Source organism: Allobosea sp. TAB14 (genome assembly GCF_052113865.1).
Classification (GTDB): Bacteria; Pseudomonadota; Alphaproteobacteria; order Rhizobiales; family Beijerinckiaceae; genus Allobosea; species Allobosea spartocytisi.
In genome coordinates this window covers 12,402-30,560 of the sequence record NZ_JBFRDQ010000004.1, presented here as the reverse complement: position 1 = coordinate 30,560, position 18,159 = coordinate 12,402, and the positions used below count along the sequence as shown (strand labels likewise).

The window sequence follows — 18,159 nt, the reverse complement described above, 5'->3', positions numbered from 1 at the left end:
GATGTCAGCGTTGTGCGAGTTCGGTCGCGGGCTTCCTGAGCTCGGTCTTCTCGGCCATCGAGACGAGCTCGGGGGCGACCGTCGCGCCGGGGCGCACGCGCTGGAGCCCGTTGACGACGATGCGCTCGCCGGGCTTCAGGCCGGCGGTGACGACGCGCAGGCCGTCATGGGCGGCGCCAAGCGAGACCTCGCGCCAGGTAGCCTTGGCGTCGTCACCGACCACGAAGACGAACTTCTTGTTCTGGTCGGTGCCGACGGCGCGCTCGTTGATGACGAGCTGCTGCTCGGCCTTGGCCTGGCCGAGCTGGACCCGGACGAACTGGCCGGGCATCAGCTTGCCGTCGGGGTTGTCGAGCCTGGCGCGCACCCTGACCGTGCCGCTGGCGCCGTCGATGCCGTTATCGACGAAGTGCAGCTTGCCGCTGAACTGCGCGGGCTGCGCCGTCGCGGTGGAGAGCCTGACCGGGATCTGCTCCAGCGCGCGCGAACCATCCGGCAGCGAGGCCAATGCATCGAGCACGCTGCGCTCGTCGGCATTGAAGGCGGCGTAGATGGGGTCGACCGAGAGCAGCGAGGTCAGCACCTGCCCACCCGCCGCGATCAGGTTGCCGACGGTGACGTCGAGTCGGCCGATGCGGCCGCTGATCGGGGCGCGGATCTGGGTGTAATCGAGATTGAGCTGCGCCGTGCGGCGGGCGGCCTCGGCGACCTGGAGATTGGCCTGAGCCTCCCGCAGATTGTTGATGCGGGTATCGATATCGCGCTGGGAGAGGTTGCGGGTCGCCAGCAATTGCTGGCCGCGCTCGTTCTCGCTTTCGGCGAGCGCCACCCTGGCCTTCGCGCCCTGCACCTGCGCCTCGGCCCGCTGCAGATCGGCCAGATAGGGCGCCTGGTCGATGCTGACGAGCAGGTCGCCCTGCTTGACCAGATTGCCCTCGCGGAAATGCACGGCTTCGACGACGCCGGCGACGCGCGAGCGCAGTTCGACGCGCTCGATCGCCTCCAGCCGGCCGGAGAATTCGGCCCAGGGCACGATCTCGCGGGCTTCGACGGTCGCGACGGAGACGGGGATGGCGGGCGGAGCCGCGGGGGCGGTATCGCCCTGCGCGCGGGTGCCGGAGAGCGCAAAGACTGCGACAGCGGTCAGGGCGACGGAGGCGGTGAGGCCGGCCAAAAGGCCACGACGGTTCGTTCCCGGAATCATGGGTTCGGTCCTTCCTTGAAAATGCTGTGGGGGTTCGAAAAAGGAGAGCGCTAGGAGGGCGCGGTCCGTTCGTAGAAGGCGGCGATCTCGCCGCAGCTCTTGCAGAGACAGGAGCCTTCCTGCGCCGCGTCCGCATAGGCTTGGGGCCAACGTGTCGGCGCGTTGAACTCGACATGGCGGACGGCGATGCCGGCCTGGCCGAGACGATCGGCGTATTGCGCGGCTTCGTCACGCATCGGGTCGTCCTGGCCGCTGATCAACAGAGCCGGCGGCAGGCCGGCGAGGCGCGTCGCTTGGAGCGGGGCGGCATAGGGATGGGCGGCGCGCTCGGGCGTGCCGAGATAATCGGCCCAGCCATCGGCCCAGCGGCAACCGACCGGGCCCGCCTGCGCGCCGCGCAGCGAAGCGGTTCCCAGGCAGGCGTCGAGCATCGGCGAGAACAGGATCTGGCCGGCGAGCGCCGGGCCGCCGCGATCGCGCGCCATCATGGCCAGCGCCGCGGCAAGATTGCCGCCGGCTTCCTCGCCGGCGATGTAGAGCGGTGCGCCGCGCGTCGCCCAGCGATTGCGCCCCCTGGCGAGCGCCTCGAACGCTGCATAGATGCGCTCCAGCGTTTCGGGGAAGCGCTGTACGGGCGCGAGCGGATAGGAGAGCGAGAACACGACCGCGCCGGCTTCCGTCAGCGCCGTGGCGACGGCCTGCCCCTCGGCCGGCGAGCCGCTGTTGAAGTGGCCGCCATGCAGATGGAGCACGAGCCCGGCATTCTCCGGCACCTCGGCAGGCACGTAGAGCCGGCCGGTGAAGCTCTCTCCACGGGCGCTCAGGGTTTCCTCCCGCCAGAAGACGGAAAGGACCGGTTGCAGTTTCTGCGCGGCGATCGCGGGCATGGCGCACCCTCGCTGTTGCGTTGCAGCACGAAATAGTGAATCGGCATTTCCGAATAAATACGCTATTTGCTTATTCATTGTTCACGTACGGAAATAATCCGAGGGCGTATGGACCAGCTTGCCGCGATGCGGGCCTTCGTGCGGGTCGTCGAGACCGGGACCTTCACGCGTGCCGCCGATCTTCTGGACATGCCGAAGCCGACCGTCACCAAGCTGATCCAGCAGTTGGAGGGGCATCTGCGCGCCAAGCTGCTCAACCGGACGACGCGGCGCGTGACCGTGACCATGGATGGCGCGGCCTATTACGAGCGGGCGCTACGCCTGCTCGACGAACTCTCGGAGCTCGACGCGAGTCTGACGCTGGCGCAGGCGCGGCCGAGCGGGCGATTGCGAGTCGATYGCAGCTCGTCGCTGGCAGTCTCGGTCATCATCCCCGCGCTGCATGAGTTTCATGCGCGCTATCCCGACATCCAGCTCGATCTCGGCCTGAGCGACCGGCCGGCCGACCTGATCGGCGAGAACCTGGACTGCGCCGTGCGGGCCGGCGAGATCGTCGACCAGAGCCTGATCGCGCGGCGGATCGGCGAGATGCAACTGATCACCTGCGCCACGCCGGACTATCTGGCGCGCTTCGGCACRCCGGTCCATCCGCGCGATATCGAGGATGGCCACCAGATCGTCGCCTATCGGCCGGCGCTCGGCGGCCGGGTGCTGCCGCTGATCTACCAGAACCAGAACGAGACGATCGAGCTCAGCGGGCGCTACACGATCGCGCTCAATGACGGCATGGGCTATCTCGCCGCCGGGCTCGCCAGCCACGGCATCATGCAGTTGCCGACCTTCATGGCCCGCGTGCCGATCGCCGATGGGCGGCTCGTGCCGCTGCTGCTGGACTGGTGCGCAGCGCCGAAGCCGCTGCACATCGTCTATCCGCCGAACCGYCATCTCAGCAACAAGGTGCGYGTCTTCGTCGAYTGGCTGGCSGAGCTSTTCGCGCGCGAGGAACTGGTCCTGTCGCGCAACGCCGACTCCCTGCCCGGCTGCCTGCCGGAGATTCTTCCAGCAATACCTACGCCGATGCCGCCGAAGGCCCGTCAGCTCTCTTCGAACAGCAGCGCGTAGCTTTCCTCGCCGCCAGCGACCTTGCGGATGCAGTCGCGGAGCGGACCGGCATCAATCTGACGGCCGATCTCACAGCCAGTCTGCGCGGCCATCGACACGCCTACGCCATCGCGATCCCAACAATCCTTTGCAGATCCTCGGTCTCCCCGCTGGCGTTCCTCCTTGCAGGACACAGTTTCGCGCCCGGTGAGACTACCGAGACGCCGGATGGAACGGCAGAAATGCGCCGTGAGCCCGGCGCTACAGGGCTTCGCACGCACTCACACCACCGATGATCTCAGTAGAAGGATTGGAAATGACCTTCCGCAACGGCCTGAACTCGCTCCTTCGTCCCGAAGACTCGGTTCTCGTTCTGATCGACCATCAACCCTATCAGCTTGCCAACCTGAACAGCCACGACCCTCATATGGTCGTGAACAATACAACGGCTCTTGCGAAGCTCGCGAAAGCCTTCGATGTTCCGACCATTCTCACCAGCGTGATCGCGGCGCGCGGTGGCCTTCTCTTCAAGCAGATCACCGACGTATTTCCGGGTCAGGACGTCATCGATCGCACCTGGGTGAACACCTGGGAGGACGAGAATGTCGTGAGCGTCGTCAAGGCGACCGGCCGCAAGCAGCTGATCATCGCCGGCCTGTGGACCGAAGTCTGCGTCGCAATGCCTGTCATCCAGGCCGCCGGCGAAGGCTGGGACGTGACCGTGATCACCGACGCGTCGGGCGGCATTTCGAAGGAATCTCACGAAGTGGCCATTCAGCGAATGATCGCGGCCGGCGCGAACCCGATGACGGTGATGGCGCTCGCCGGCGAATGGCAGCGCGACTGGGCACGCACGGAGCACGTCGAAGAGCTGACACAGATTCTGATCGATCACTTCGGCGGCAGCGGCATCGCCTATCTGTGGGAGCAGCAGCTGCTCAACACGCCGGCGCCGAAGGCCGCCGGCTGATCGAAGCGGGATGACGAGATCCCGCGCGATGCATTCCGCTTCAGTTGAATGCTTGTCGGGATCCGTCATCCCATCTCAACGCTCGGCCGGACGTGGGCACGCCGAGCATCGATCGCGTCGCTCCAGCGGGAGCGGCTGGCGACTGCCGGTGACGTCGATCCGGGGCTTCGTCGTCGCGATGATCGTCGGTGCGACACAGGTCGAGGCACAGGTCGGGACCGATATCGGCCGCGCCCCGACCTTGACGATCGAGCGTTACCCCGAAAGCTGGTCTTATCTCGCAGACCCCGACCGGCGGACGGGGCGGTGGACGGAGCCGTTCAAATACATCCCCCTGAGCACGGATGGATCGGCCTATCTCACGACAGGCCTCGAAATCCGATCGCGCTACGAAGGCTATGCCAATCCCCGTTGGGGTGAAGCGCCGCACGACGGCTATGTCTGGCATCGCTTCATGCCCTATGCCGATTTCCATGTCGGGAAGCTGCGCCTGTTCGCCCAGCCCATCATCTCCGGGATCTCGGGCGTGCGCCGCACCAAGCGCCCCGTCGATACGACCGGTGCGGATATGCTGCAGGCTTTCGTCGAGGTGGAGGCGGATGTCGCGGAGGCGACCTCGCTGCGGATGTCGGCAGGTCGCAAGCTGATCTCGCTGGGCGCGGGGCGCTTCGTCGACACGCGCTACGGTCCCAATATCCCTCAGGCCTTCGACGGTTTCGACATGTCTCTGACGGCCCCGACCCGGCAGGTTACGGCTCTCGCCGTTCGTCCGGTCGACAACCGGCTCGACAGTTTCGACGATCGGACGTCGACCCAGAAATCCCTCTGGGGCGTCTATGCGACGCAATGGCTGGGAGATGGTCGAGCGAAAGGCTTCGACGTCTACTATCTGGGGCTGCGAGATCGGAACGCGATCTACGATCAGGGAACGGGGAAAGAGCTGGTCCACACTTTCGGCACCCGCATATTCGGAGACACCGGCTCCTCATACTGGAACATCGAGGCCGCCGTTCAGAACGGAACGTTCGCAGGCCACCGCAGGGCGGCATGGGGCGTCGGYGGCGAGATCGGCTATCGCTTTGCCCAGGCTCCGCTGCAGCCCGACCTCAGGCTCGCCGCCGACGTGATTTCGGGCGACGACGATCCGGACGATCCGAAACTGGGAACGCTCAATCCCCTCTTTCCAAGGGGCAAGTACTTCGTGTCCCAGTCGCCGATCGGGCCGCGCAACCTGATCCAGCTTCGGCCCTCCATCACGATCCATCCGCGCAAGGACGTCGAGCTGTCGCTGTCGGGGTCGGCCTATTGGCGACAGAGCACCGGGGACGGCATCTACGCGATCTCGGGGGCGCTCGTACGAAGCGGCAGGGGCAGCGATGCGCGCTTCATCGGAACGCAGGCCGAGATCGCCGTCGCCTGGCAGGCCACCCCGGAGCTCAACCTGGCAGCCTCGGTCGGCGTCTTCGATCCGGGAACGTTCATTCRGGAGACCGGCCCGGCTCAGCTCATCAAGCTCGTCGGTGTCATGGCGAACTATCGATTCTGACCATGCCGTCCTTCGCTTCTCTCGAACCCATCTCCCCAAGCCGCGCCGGTGAATGAGCCCGAGGATCGACGCCCGGCTGGTCCAAAGGGTCGCGGGTCCGATGCCCGCCGAGCCTTAGCGCCCCGGCTCAGCGAGGCGAGAGTTCCGCCCGGAGATTTCGATCGGCGGTTCGGTTGATATTGCCGCCTCTTCTGCCGGGCGATGTTTCACCGATCGCGACCCCAGATTTCCGGATTCTGCGCGAAGTACTCGAGCAGCATCTCGGTCAGCACCCTGACTTTTCGCGATGGGTGCTGACCCGGCGGGCGGACCACATAGGCGGCCCCCGGAGGGACCGGATAGCGTGTCATGATCGGCACCAGCGCACCGGAGGCCACATGTCCATATGTGATGCAATCGGGGAGCCAGGCGATGCCGAGACCCGCCACCGCGGCTGCCGCGAGCGCTGTGGCGCTGTCGGCCTTGAACCGGCCCTGCGGCTGAATCGTGACGATCTTGTCGCCATCCATGAACTGCCAGGTTTCCGTTCCCTGCATCAGGGCCGGATGGGTCACGAGTTCGTCCAGAGATTCGGGCGCCCCGTGCACCGCGATATAACTCGGGCTCGCGACGAGCTTCCCATGGATCGGTCCGACGCGCTTCGCGATCAGATTGGAGTCCTGAAGGTAGCCGCCCCGGATCGCGCAATCGAAACCTTCGGCGATCAGATCGACGAAGCGATCGCTGTAGGATGTATGGAGGTGGAGCTGCGGGTGCTGGCGTGCCATTTCCGCGAGCACCGGAGCGAAATGGGTCGGGCCGAAAGTCAGCGGCATGGCAACCCGGAGGCGGCCCCGCAGTTCACCGGTGGGGTGGATCGCTTCCCTAGCCGTATCGATCTCGGCGCTGGCTCTGGCCGCATGATCCCTGAACGTCGCTCCCGCTTCCGTAAGCGCGGCGCCCCGCGTCGTCCTCGCAAGAAGCTGAACGCCGATTTCCGCCTCGATGCGGAGGAGCCGACGGCTGACGATCGATTTTGCGATGCCGAGCCGTCGCGCGGCCGCCGATACCCCGCCGGCATCGGCCACTGCGACGAATGTCTGCAGATCTTCGATATCCAATTCAACGTTCCCCATTTCGCGACACAGCGTGCCTGATTATGGCACTATCTCGTCACTGAAAGGAACGGCAGATTACCTCGGACAGCGGCGGGCTCGATCTGCCCGCCATGACAGACCGCTCATGTGCGGCGACGGCGCAAGAGACCGCCGCGCCGCCTTTTTGATGAACTCGCGGAGAACCCTCGATGCCTCCCAACTCCGCTCCGCGCGTGCCGCTCAGCCGCCGCGAAGCCGTGATCTCGGCTTCGGCGCTCGCAGCGAGCTTCACCTTTTCGCCAGGCACTGCGCATGCCGCGAGGCCGATCACCCACGATGTTCACGCAGGAAAACACCCCATGGGCTTTGTCACGACCGACGACGGCGTTCAGATTTTCTACAAGGACTGGGGTCCCAAGGACGCCCAGCCGATCGTTTTCCATCACGGCTGGCCGCTCAGCTCCGATGACTGGGACGCGCAGATGCTGTTCTTCCTGTCGAAGGGATATCGCGTCGTGGCGCATGACCGGCGCGGCCACGGACGCTCGGAGCAGGTCCCCGACGGTCACGACATCGATCACTACGCGGCAGACGCGTTCGCGGTCGCCAAGGCACTGAACTTGAAGAACGCGGTTCACATCGGCCATTCCACCGGTGGTGGCGAAGTGGCACGGTACGTGGCGCGGCATGGTGGACCGGCAGGTCGGGTGGCCAAGGCCGTTCTCGTCGCCGCCATTCCACCGCTCATGCTGAAAACCGGCGACAACCCCGAAGGCACGCCGATGGCGGTTTTCGATGGCTTTCGGGCGGCACTGGCCAGCAACCGCGCGCAATTCTTCCGCGACCTCCCGTCAGGCCCGTTCTACGGCTTCAACCGCAAGGGTGCGACAATCCATGAAGGCGTGATCCAGAACTGGTGGCGGCAGGGCATGATGGGGAGCGCCAAGGCGCACTATGACGGTATCAAGGCCTTCTCGGAAACCGACCAGACCGAGGACCTCAAGGCGATCACCGTGCCGACGCTGGTGCTGCACGGCGAAGACGACCAGGTCGTTCCGATCGCAGCCTCGGCTTTGAAGGCGGTCAAGCTGCTGCCGAAAGGCTCGTTGAAGACCTATCCCGGTTTCTCGCACGGGATGCTGACGGTGAATGCCGACGTACTGAACGCCGACATTCTGTCGTTCGTCACGAACTGAAGTGGCCGCAGGCGCTGCTAAACGAGAGGATGACCAAATGAGCAGGCTTGACGGCAAGACGGCGGTCATAACGGGCGGCGCGACCGGGATCGGCTTCGCATCGGCCAAGCGGTTCATCGAGGAAGGCGCCTTCGTGTTCCTTTTCGGCCGCACTCAGTCGGCACTTGATAAAGCAGTGGCGAAACTCGGGCCGAATGCGCGGGCCGTCGCCGGCTCGATCAACGAGACCGCGGATCTCGACCGACTATTCGCAGCCGTCAGAAAGGAGCGCGGCAAGGTCGATATCCTGCTCGCAAACGCCGCCGTCTCGGAACCGACGCCGCTTGGGCAGATCGCCAGCGACCAGTTCGATCGAGTCTTCGGCGCGAACGTGAAAGGCTTGCTGCTCACCGTCCAGGGCGCCTTGCCGCTTATGGGCGAAGGCGGATCCATCATTCTGACCGGGTCGAGCGCGTCGGTGAAGGCGTTTCCGAATTTCAGCCTGTATGCCGCAACAAAGGCCGCGGTCCGCAGCTTCGCGCGCAGTTGGACACCGGAACTCGCCGACAGGGGAATCCGCGTGAACGTGCTCTCACCCGGCGGCACACGGACTGAAAAGGCGCTGGAGCTCATGGGCGACGAAGGCGTCGCGGCACTTGCGAAGGCGACGCCTGTCGGGCGCATCGCTGATCCGGATGAGATCGGCGCGGTCGCGGCATTCCTCGCTTCGAGCGACAGCAGCTTCATCGCCGGGAGCGAGGTCTTCGCCGATGGTGGCATCGCCCAGGTGTAGGCGTCTCTGGCTGCTCGGGACTTCGAGACTTGTGCGGCGGCCTTGCCGATGCGTTGAACCGTCACCTCTGGCGAACGATGGCGCAGTGGAGAACCATGAAAGCAGCCATCTATGATCACCCCGGCCCGCCGGATGTCCTTCGTTCTGTGGATGTCCCCGATCCGGTCTGCCCAAGCGATGGTGTCCTGATCCGCGTCGAGGCGGCCGCCATCGAGGGCGGCGACCTGATCAATCGCGCGTCCACGCCGCCGCCCCATCCTGCCTTCGTCCTCGGCTATGCGGCCGCCGGCGAAATCATCGCGGTCGGAGAGAAGGTAAGGGATCGCCATATGGGCCAGAAGGTGACGAGCTTCGATCTCGCCGGGTCGCACGCGGAACTGCGCGCCGTCGCCGCCAGCCGGACTTGGCCTATGCCGGAGGGACTCGACATGGCGGCCGGCGCTGCGCTGCCGATCGCCTTCGGGACAGCTCATCACTGCCTCTTCGCACGAGGGGGTTTGAAGCATGGCGAGACTGTCCTCATCCAGGCAGGCGCCGGAGGCGTCGGGCTCGCCGCCATCCAGCTCGCGCACCAGGCGGGCGCAACTGTGCTGGCAACGGTCTCCGGGGACAGGCGGGCCGGCCGCCTCGTCGCGCTTGGCCTCGATCATGCGATCGATCATCGCTCGGCCGACGTCGTCGATACCGTCATGCGTCTGACGGAAGGGCGCGGCGTGGACCTCGTGGTGGACCCGGTCGGAACTACCTTGCAAGCTTCCCTGGCGGCGCTCCGCCCCGAGGGACGTCTGGTCATCGTTGGCAACGCTGGCGGTTCGCAGCTCAGTCTCGATCTATGGCCAGCGCTGCAGGCGAATCGGTCGCTTTTCGGCGTGTTCATGGGGACGCAGTTCGAAAAGCCGGATGTCTACAGCACTGTTTCCCGGATGCTGGAGCAGGCGGCGCTCGGGCATCTCAAGGTGATCGTGGACAGGACGTTTCCGCTCGCGGCCGCGGCCGAGGCTCACGCCTATGCTCAGAGTGGATCCATTCTGGGGCGCGTCGTCCTCGTCCCGAACTGGCAATGAGTCTCATAGGTCGGATGATGATCGTGCCGACCAAACCAGCGAAGCTTCGCGTTGAAGCTCTCACAATAGCCGTTCTCCCACGGCGAGCCCGGCTCGATGAAGGCCAACTTCGCTCCGACGACCGCGATCCAGTCCGCGCCGCTTTGGCGACGAACTCCGGGCCGTTGTCTGAATGCACATGTCCTGGCACGCCGCGCAGGATGAAGTGGTCCGAGAGGACGTTGATGACATCGGTCGACCTGAGCCTACAATCGATCCGCCATCGACCCGCGCGCCGGAATCGGCGCACCGCACTGCAGCAACCTCGCAGAACGTCTGAACTGCCGAGCTCCCTCCCCTTTTCAGAAGGTTCTGCTGCCTGGCCGGTGCATTTCGGCGCATCCCGATACCGGCGCTTTTGCAAACTCGGAGGCGAGATCGGGCAGTCTCGGCTGGAATGCGGCGCTTCCCTTCACGGGCATTCGGGACGCGCCGGTCGTCGACATCCTTCGTGACTGTCTGCCCGCGATCATTCCGGCTCCTTTCTCGGAACGAGAAGGAGCAGGAATGATCGCATTGGCTCGAAGACGATGGATGATAGGACAAGCCATGCCAATTGAAGTCCAGCGCGTCCAGGACAGTGCCGGGTTCCCAACCAAGGTGGATGTCGTCGTCGTCGGCGCCGGCATCGTCGGATCGTCCACGGCTTACGAGTTGGCGCGCAAAGGCCGGTCCGTCGCCCTTTTCGAGAAAGGCATGGTGGCGGGGGAGCAGTCGGGCCGCAATTGGGGCTGGGTCCGCCAACAAAATCGCGATCTCCATGAACTGCCCCTGGCCGGTTACAGCCTGAAGCGCTGGGGTGAGCTCAACGCCGAGATCGGCACCGATCTCGGCTTCCGTCGCGCCGGCTGCTTCTATCCTTCGCGGGACCCGGCCGAACTGGCGCGTTGGGAGACGTGGAGCCAGAAGGCCCGGGAATACGGCTTCACCAACGAGACGCTGTCCGCGAGCCAGACGCGCGAACGCATGAAGGGCAGCACCAGCCCATGGGTCGGGGCGATCTGGTCTCCGACTGACGGCAAGGCCGAGCCCAGCCTGGCGGCTCCCGCCATCGCCACAGGCGCCAAGGCGCTGGGCGCCCATCTGCACCAGAACTGCGCCGTGCGCGGTCTCGACATCGCAAACGGGCAGGTCAAGGGCGTATGGACGGAGCGCGGACTCGTGCAGGCCGACGCCGTCGTCCTGGCCGGCGGAGCCTGGAGCTCGCGCTTCCTGCGTCGTCACGGCGTCGACCTTCCCGTGGCCAATATCGAGGGAACGGCCCTGCGCACGACCGCAGCGCCCGAGATCGTCGAAGCCGGCTGCATATCGGGGGCGGGGTACGCCCTCAGGCGACGTCTCGACGGCGGCTATACCGTCGCCGTGCCCGGCCATGGGATCGTGAATCTCGCGCCGCAAGGCATCCGCTACGCGACGAAATTCCGCGAGATGATGCGGGCCAAGATCGCCAAAAAGCTCAAATACCGAGTCAGCAGCCGTTTCTGGAACGGCCCCGACGCATGGGGCGGCTGGGACTTCGACAAGATGTCGCCGTTCGAGCGGATCCGGGTCATGGACCCCACCCCCGATCAGAGCCTTGTCGACGAAGCCATCCGCAATCTCGTCGCCGACTTCCCGGCCCTGAAAGGCATCGGCGTCGCTGCGGCCTGGGCGGGCCTGATCGATACATCGCCCGATCTCGTGCCGGTGATCGATACGACGGACGTGATCCGGGGGCTCACGATCGCCACCGGGTTCAGCGGTCACGGTTTTGCCCTCGGCCCGGGAGCGGGCCGTCTGGCAAGCGAGCTTGCGATGAACGAAAAGCCGTTCGTCGACCTCCATGCGTTCCGGATCACGCGCTTCTCCGACGGCTCCGCGATCAGGCGTCCCGAAATGATGTAGGTTGATCCGGAGCAGAACGAGGCAAGCGACGGGCGCGGCGTTGAGTCGGCCATCGGGGGAGGTTATCCCGGCCAGCAGACGCAGCGCCGTCTCATCGACGGTTCCAACCAACGGCTTATCCAAGAAAGCCGAAAGAAGAATGTTACGCGGTCTGGCCTAGGGAGGGGCTGCGAGATGCAACAATCGGTAAGATTGAAATCCTTCGAGCTCTTCGCCCGGGACATCGACGGGATAGACGTGAACCTGCTGCACGCCTTGTCGACCAGTGTCGGCTGGCCGCACCGGCCCAAGGACTGGGAGATGCTGCGCCGCGCCGGCAAGGGCATCGTCGCGGTGGACGGCATCGGTCGCGTCTTCGGCAGCGCGATGTGGTTTCCGCATGGCGACGACTTCGCCACGATCGGCCTCGTGATCACATCGCCGCGCACGCAGGCGCAGGGGAACGGGCGCTGGCTCATGGAGCGGGTTTTCGCCGAATGCGGCGGCCGGCACCTCAGCCTCAACGCCACGCGCGCCGCCTATGCCCTCTATCGTTCGCTCGCCTTCGTCGACGAAGGAATCGTCCACCTCCACCAGGGCAAAGTCTCCGCGGCGCTCCCTTCGCTACCTCGCTTGAACGGGCATTTCGAGGAGCTCGCACCGGGACGATTGGCGGAGATCGCGGCTCTCGACCTCGCGGCGTTCGGAGTGGACCGACTGCCTCTGCTCGAACTCCTCGCCGAACAGGCCTCGATCCGCGTGCTGCGGCGCGACGGGGTCGCCGTCGGCTACTCCATGTGCCGCGCGTTCGGCCAGGGACATGTCATCGGCCCGCTTGTCGCGTCGAACGATGATGACGCGATCCATCTTGCAGCGGTTCATCTCGAGACGTTTGCAGGCAGCTTCATGCGCGTGGACACGCGCTCCACCGGCGCGTTCGCCGCGTTTCTCCGGCGCAACGGACTTTCCGTCACCGATACCGTCACGACCATGTCGAAGGGGCGCCGCTTCCTGAACGAGAAGCCGGGCGAGCCGATGGTCTTCGGCTTGGCCGGCCACGCCCTGGGGTAAGCTCGAGCCGTTGCGCCGCCCGCCGGCCTGGCTCGGCGGACACGACACGCTCCCGCGTCGCGCCGGAAAGGCTTCGGCCGGATCGGCCGGCAGACGCGCACATAGATCTCGCGGATCGCTTCGCGCGCACGCCGGATGCCGCGGAAGGTCCGGGCCTCCCCCGCCCCTCTCCTCGATCTCGACGTGACCCGGCAGGGCCTGACCCGTGCCCCCTTCGCCGCCTCCATCGGAACCGGGCCGAAAGGGTTGAAGGGACGTTCGGCATTCGTGCCGCAAAGCCGGAGGCTTCAGATGAAGATGCCGGAAAGGCTCCACTTTGCAGCGGGAACTGCGGCGCGGCGCGGACCATCTTCTGCCAGGTGGGAGCGCGGCATCGAAGGGAATGGCTCGCCTGGGAAAGCGAGCGCGCCGGCGATCCCCAACTGGCTGGAAACGTCTTCGAGAAGCTTGCACCCATCATGCCATCGACCATCCCCCAGGGGCTGCGGAACAGAGCCGACGACGCGATCCTGACGGCTTTCTCGTCGGAACATCTCGAAGGAGCGCTCAAGCTCTCGCAGGAAATGTCCTGGCCCTACCGGCTCGAAGACTGGGCCTTTGCCATGACGCTGGGCCAGGGCTTCGCCATGGTGCGCGGCGGCGAGGTGATCGGAACGGCCGCCTGGTTTCCCGATGGCGAGGCCTTCGCGACGATCGGCATGATCATCGTATCCGGCAAGGCTCAGGGACACGGCTTCGGCGCCCGACTGATGGACGCGCTCCTGGCTGCGGCGGGAACGCGGACCCTTCTTCTGAATTCCACGACGCAGGGGCGGCCGCTCTACGAGCGGCGCAGCTTCCGGCCCGTCGGCATCATCCACCAGCACCAGGGCGTCCCGAAAGGTCGCCACAAGGCGCCGCCGGTCGATCTTGTCCGCCCGTTGCAGCCATCCGACTTCGACGCCGTCGTCCGCCTCGATCGCCAAGCGACCGGTTCCGAGAGGCGGACACTTCTGCGGCTGCTCGTCGAGGCCGGCGAGGCGCAGGTCCTTCTCCGCGACGGCAAGGTGGCCGGCTATATGATCAGCCGCCACTTCGGCCGCGGACACGTCGTCGGCCCGGTGGTCGCGCAGACGCCCCCCGAGGCGCGCCTTCTGATCGAAGCGGCGCTGGCCCGTCTCGAAGGGTGTTTCGTTCGCATCGATACCGCCGCAACCGACGAGCTGTCGCCCTGGCTCGAAGAGATCGGCCTCTCACTGGTCAGCGATGCGCTCACCATGGTCCGCGGCACCCTGCCGCCGACCGGGCCGGCGCGTGTCTTCGCCTTGTCCAATCAGTCGTTCAATTAGGAGCATCGGAATGCCGCCATCCGACGCCACCACGCTCGACACTCTGGAAACACCAGCGCTCGTTCTCGACGCATCCCGACTCGACCGCAATCTCGCCCGCCTCGCGGCGCGCATGGCCGAACAGGGCGTCGCGCTGCGTCCGCACATGAAGACGGCCAAGTCCATCGACGTCGCTCGCCGGGCGTTTCCGAACGGACCCGGCTCGATCACCGTCTCCACCCTGGCGGAAGCGGAATATTTCGCGGGCCATGGCTACCGCGACATCACCTATGCCGTCGGCGTCTCGCCCCGTACGGCCGCACGAGCCATGCGCCTGCGCCAGGCCGGCATCGATATCAAGGTCCTGCTCGACACGCGGGAGCAGGCGGCGATCCTGGGCGAGGCCGGCCGCGCGGCGGGCGTGACGCCATCAGCCTTCATAGAGATCGACTGCGACGGCCATCGTGGCGGGCTTCTGGTCACCGACCCCAACCTCCTCGGCGTCGCCGCGGCTCTGGATGCGGCGGGCGTCACGCTCGCGGGCGTCCTGACCCATGCCGGCGAATCCTATGCGCTGCATACACCCGAAGCGCTCGAGGCAGCGGCCGAGAACGAGCGGGCCGTCGCCGTCGAGGCCGCGCAGCGGCTGCGGGCCGCCGGGTACGAATGCCCTGTCGTCAGCGTCGGCTCGACGCCCACTGCCCATTTTGCCAAGGCGCTCGACGGCGTCACGGAAATGCGAGCCGGCGTCTACATGTTCTTCGATCTCGTGATGCATGGCGTCGGGGTCTGCACGACCGACGATCTCGCGCTTTCCGTCCTCGCCACCRTGATCGGGAAGCGGCCGGAAAAGGGCTGGATCATGGTCGATGCCGGCTGGATGGCTCTGTCGCGAGACCGCGGCACGGCGGCCCAGCGCGTCGACCAGGGCTATGGGATCGTTTGCGATCTCGACGGCAGACCCTACCCCGATCTGATCGTAGCCCATGCCAGCCAGGAACATGGCACGCTGGTGATCCGCTCCGGCTCCTCGCAGGCGCTGCCTGACCTGCCCGTCGGCGCCAAGGTCCGGATCATGCCCAACCATGCCTGCGCCACCGGTGCGCAGCACGAGCGCTATCACGTCGTCTTCGGACCCGCGAGAGCGATCGCTGCCGAGTGGCCGCGGATGCGCGGCTGGTAGGCGCTGCAGCCCGCAACCCGTCTTCCACTTCGAGAGAGACCAGGGTCCGATGAAGCTCACATCCTACTGGTTGGATACGTCGATCCCCTTCTCGGGCGGTGCCGAAGGGCCGGTTCAAGGCCGCTATGACGTCGCCGTGATCGGCGGCGGCCTGACCGGCTCTTCCGCCGCCCTGGCGCTCGCGAAGAAGGGCGCGCGGGTGATCCTGCTGGAAGCCGAGACGATCGGCCATGCCGCCTCGGGGCGCAATGGCGGCATGTGCAACAACGGCTTCGCGCAGGATTACGGCATCATGTCACAAAGGCTCGGCCATGAAACGGCCGACCGCCTCTACCGTGCCTTCGATGCAGGGGTGGACACTGTCGAGCGCCTCGTTGCCGAGGAGGGCATCGATTGCAGCTTCGCCCGCGTCGGCAAGATCAAGCTCGCGGCCAAGCCAGAGCACTACGACAAGCTGGCGCGGGCCCAGGATCTTCTCGCCGCCCATGTCGATCCCGATACCGAGATGGTGAGCCGCGCGAACCTCGCCTCCGAGGTCGGCTCCGGGCGCTACTATGGCGGCCTGATCTATCGCAAGAGCGCCAGCATCCATATCGGCCGCTTCGTGCGCGGCCTCGCAGAGGCCGCGGCTCGTCGCGGCGTCGCGATCCATGAGCGCACGCCGATGACCGGGCTGAAGCCCGCCTCTGGTGGTGGCCACGTCGTCGCGACGTCGAAGGGAAACATCACCGCCCGGCAGGTGCTGCTGGCCAGTGGCATCTCGCAGGCCGGCCCGCTGGGCTGGGTGCGCCGCCGGATCGTACCGGTCGGGGCGTTCCTGATCGTGACGGAGCCGTTGCCTGTCGACCTTCTCGACAAGCTGACGCCGCGCCGCCGCAACGCGGTCGATACCAGGAATCTCGTCAACTATTTCCGGACGACCCCCGACAACCGCCTGCTGTTCGGCGGCCGGGCGCGCTTCGCCGTATCCAACCCGGCATCCGACGAGAAGAGCGGCGCGATCCTGCGCGCCGCGCTGAACGACGTCTTTCCCGCGCTGCGTGACGCGCGCATCGACTATTGCTGGGGYGGYMTGGTCGACATGACSYSTGACCGSYTSCCGCGCGCCGGCGAGCGTGACGGTGTCTACTACTCGATGGGCTACAGCGGCCACGGCACGCAGATGTCGACGCTCATGGGCACCATCATGGCCGAGGTCATGGACGGGCGTGCCGAGCTGAACCCGTGGAAGGACTTCGCCTGGCCGGCCATTCCCGGCCATTTCGGCAAGCCCTGGTTCCTGCCGCTCATCGGTGCCTATTACCGGATCAAGGACCGTTTCCAATGAGCCATGCCGTGCAGCACCTCAGGGAGAGCGGGCATCTCGGCCGCTTCTACATCGACGGCGGCTGGCGCGAGCCCGATGGTCAGGATCGAGCCTGCGTCATCAACCCCGCAACCGAGACGGCGATCGCGGAGATTCCGCTCGGCAGTTCAGGGGACGTCGAGGCCGCGGTCTCCGCGGCCCGCCGCGCTTTTTCCGGCTGGTCCCGGACAGAGCCTGCGACACGCGCCGCGCTTCTCAGCCGCGTCCATGCGCTCGTGCTGGAACGAGCGGAGCTGATCGCGCAGGCGCTCACCGCCGAAATGGGTGCGGCCATCACCTATGCGCGCCGGGCACAGGTTCCCCTCGCCGCCGAGCATCTGCGCGTGGCGCGAGACAATCTGGCGGACTTCCCCTTCGTCTCGCAGCGCGGCAGCACCGCGATCCTGCGCGAGGCGATCGGCGTCTGCTCCCTGATCACGCCGTGGAACTGGCCGCTCTATCAGATCACCGCCRAGGTCGGCCCGGCGCTGGCCGCAGGCTGCACGGTCGTCCTCAAACCCAGCGAGCTGTCGCCCTTGAGCGCGCTCCTCTTCGCCGAACTCATGGACGAGGCCGGCTGCCCGCCCGGTGTGTTCAACCTCGTCAACGGAACGGGACCGGTGGTCGGCGAGGGTCTCGCCTCGCATCCCGAGGTCGACATGGTCTCGATCACCGGCTCGACGCGGGCGGGCGTCCTCGTGGCGCAGGCGGCCGCTCCGACGGTCAAGAGGGTCGCGCAGGAACTCGGCGGCAAGTCGCCCAATATCGTGCTGCCCGATGCCGATCTCGCCCGGTGCGTACCGCTGGGCGTCGCAGCGGCCATGCGCAATCTCGGCCAGTCCTGCAGCGCGCCGACGCGGATGCTGGTCCCCCGTGACCGCCTCGGCGATGTCGAGGCGCTGGCTGCGACGGCAGCCGCCGAATTCGTCGTGGGCGATCCCCTGCTGGAGGCGACGACGCACGGCCCCATCGCGAACCGCGCCCAGTTCGAGCGCGTCCAGATGATGATCGAAGCGGGCCTCGGCGAAGGCGCGAAACTCGTGACGGGCGGCCCCGGCCGTCCCGCAGGCCTTGCCTCGGGCTTCTACGCCCGCCCGACGATCTTTTCCGAAGTCCGCCGCGAGATGGTAATCGCTCAGGAGGAGATCTTCGGACCCGTCCTGGCGATCCTACCCTATGACACGGTCGAGGAGGCGGTAGAGATCGCGAACGATACGGTCTACGGCCTCGGCGCTCATGTGCAGGGAACCGAGATGAAAGCGGTGCGCGAAGTCGCCTCCCGGATTCGCGCCGGACAGGTTCATCTCAATGCGCCGGACTGGGATCCGAATGCTCCTTTCGGCGGCTACAAGCGTTCGGGCAATGGCCGGGAATACGGGCGCGAGGGCATGGAGGAATATCTGGAAACGAAGGCCGTCCTCGGCTTCTACAGCTAGGACCGGGGAGCGGAGACGTTCTCCGTGATGACCTTCGTTTCATAATAGCGGGCAGAACCTGAGTCCCTCTCAGCACCTGCATCCGTCGCCCGGCGCGGA

15 protein-coding genes and 1 pseudogene are annotated in these 18,159 nt (G+C 66.2%); 12 read left to right on the top strand and 4 right to left on the bottom strand.

Translation table 11 applies throughout. The features are described 5' to 3' along the window. Positions 1-4 precede the first annotated feature (4 nt). Positions 5-1,204, bottom strand: a complete 1,200-nt coding sequence (locus AB4Y99_RS01220) for an efflux RND transporter periplasmic adaptor subunit (protein WP_112764160.1) — start codon at positions 1,202-1,204, stop codon at positions 5-7. A gap of 50 nt (positions 1,205-1,254) precedes the next feature. After that, on the bottom strand, positions 1,255-2,091 hold the full coding sequence (locus tag AB4Y99_RS01215; RefSeq protein ID WP_441522092.1) for an alpha/beta hydrolase fold domain-containing protein: 837 nt from the start codon (positions 2,089-2,091) through the stop codon (positions 1,255-1,257). 108 nt (positions 2,092-2,199) lie between these two features. Here AB4Y99_RS01215 and AB4Y99_RS01210 point away from each other — a divergent pair, with 108 nt between their 5' ends. The 3 genes from AB4Y99_RS01210 to AB4Y99_RS01200 all read left to right on the top strand — a co-directional run bounded on the left by AB4Y99_RS01210 (position 2,200) and on the right by AB4Y99_RS01200 (position 5,708). Next, positions 2,200-3,213 carry a LysR family transcriptional regulator gene (locus AB4Y99_RS01210; protein ID WP_441522091.1) on the top strand — a complete coding sequence of 338 codons (1,014 nt, stop codon included), beginning with the start codon at positions 2,200-2,202 and terminating at the stop codon, positions 3,211-3,213. 295 nt (positions 3,214-3,508) lie between these two features. After that, positions 3,509-4,162, top strand: coding sequence for a hydrolase (locus AB4Y99_RS01205; RefSeq protein WP_038362037.1), 654 nt, complete (start codon positions 3,509-3,511; stop codon positions 4,160-4,162). Between the two features lie 148 nt (positions 4,163-4,310). Then, entirely contained in the window at positions 4,311-5,708 is a 1,398-nt protein-coding gene (locus tag AB4Y99_RS01200; protein ID WP_441522090.1) for an alginate export family protein, read from the top strand. A gap of 206 nt (positions 5,709-5,914) precedes the next feature. Here the strand turns inward: AB4Y99_RS01200 and AB4Y99_RS01195 are convergent, their stop codons facing one another. Continuing rightward, on the bottom strand, positions 5,915-6,808 hold the full coding sequence (locus tag AB4Y99_RS01195) for a LysR family transcriptional regulator (protein ID WP_441522089.1): 894 nt from the start codon (positions 6,806-6,808) through the stop codon (positions 5,915-5,917). 335 nt (positions 6,809-7,143) lie between these two features. Here AB4Y99_RS01195 and AB4Y99_RS01190 point away from each other — a divergent pair, with 335 nt between their 5' ends. The 3 genes from AB4Y99_RS01190 (at position 7,144) to AB4Y99_RS01180 (ending at position 9,816) form a co-directional block, all read left to right on the top strand. Further along, entirely contained in the window at positions 7,144-7,980 is an 837-nt protein-coding gene (locus AB4Y99_RS01190; RefSeq protein WP_441522122.1) for an alpha/beta fold hydrolase, read from the top strand. 37 nt (positions 7,981-8,017) lie between these two features. Continuing rightward, positions 8,018-8,752 carry an SDR family NAD(P)-dependent oxidoreductase gene (locus tag AB4Y99_RS01185; protein ID WP_441522088.1) on the top strand — a complete coding sequence of 245 codons (735 nt, stop codon included), beginning with the start codon at positions 8,018-8,020 and terminating at the stop codon, positions 8,750-8,752. 95 nt (positions 8,753-8,847) lie between these two features. Next, positions 8,848-9,816, top strand: a complete 969-nt coding sequence (locus AB4Y99_RS01180; protein ID WP_441522087.1) for a quinone oxidoreductase family protein — start codon at positions 8,848-8,850, stop codon at positions 9,814-9,816. A 38-nt stretch (positions 9,817-9,854) separates the two neighbouring features. Here the strand turns inward: AB4Y99_RS01180 and AB4Y99_RS01175 are convergent. After that, positions 9,855-10,075 (bottom strand): annotated as a pseudogene (locus AB4Y99_RS01175) (integrase core domain-containing protein); the annotation flags it as partial. A 329-nt stretch (positions 10,076-10,404) separates the two neighbouring features. Here AB4Y99_RS01175 and AB4Y99_RS01170 point away from each other — a divergent pair. The 6 genes from AB4Y99_RS01170 (at position 10,405) to AB4Y99_RS01145 (ending at position 18,060) form a co-directional block, all read left to right on the top strand. Further along, complete coding sequence (locus tag AB4Y99_RS01170) at positions 10,405-11,739, top strand: NAD(P)/FAD-dependent oxidoreductase (RefSeq protein WP_441522121.1); 1,335 nt, start codon at positions 10,405-10,407, stop codon at positions 11,737-11,739. Positions 11,740-11,913: 174 nt separating this feature from the next. Continuing rightward, positions 11,914-12,789: a GNAT family N-acetyltransferase gene (locus AB4Y99_RS01165; protein ID WP_441522086.1), complete on the top strand. Its 876-nt coding sequence runs from the start codon at positions 11,914-11,916 to the stop codon at positions 12,787-12,789. A gap of 458 nt (positions 12,790-13,247) precedes the next feature. Further along, on the top strand, positions 13,248-14,117 hold the full coding sequence (locus AB4Y99_RS01160) for a GNAT family N-acetyltransferase (RefSeq protein WP_441522085.1): 870 nt from the start codon (positions 13,248-13,250) through the stop codon (positions 14,115-14,117). Positions 14,118-14,127: 10 nt separating this feature from the next. Beyond that, on the top strand, positions 14,128-15,279 hold the full coding sequence (locus AB4Y99_RS01155) for an alanine racemase (RefSeq protein WP_441522084.1): 1,152 nt from the start codon (positions 14,128-14,130) through the stop codon (positions 15,277-15,279). A gap of 49 nt (positions 15,280-15,328) precedes the next feature. Beyond that, the gene (locus AB4Y99_RS01150) at positions 15,329-16,606 is read left to right on the top strand and encodes an NAD(P)/FAD-dependent oxidoreductase (protein WP_441522083.1); all 1,278 of its coding nucleotides are present in this window, start codon (positions 15,329-15,331) and stop codon (positions 16,604-16,606) included. After that, on the top strand, positions 16,603-18,060 hold the full coding sequence (locus tag AB4Y99_RS01145) for an aldehyde dehydrogenase family protein (protein WP_441522082.1): 1,458 nt from the start codon (positions 16,603-16,605) through the stop codon (positions 18,058-18,060). The genes AB4Y99_RS01150 and AB4Y99_RS01145 overlap by 4 nt, the downstream gene beginning before the upstream one ends. Positions 18,061-18,159 lie beyond the last annotated feature (99 nt).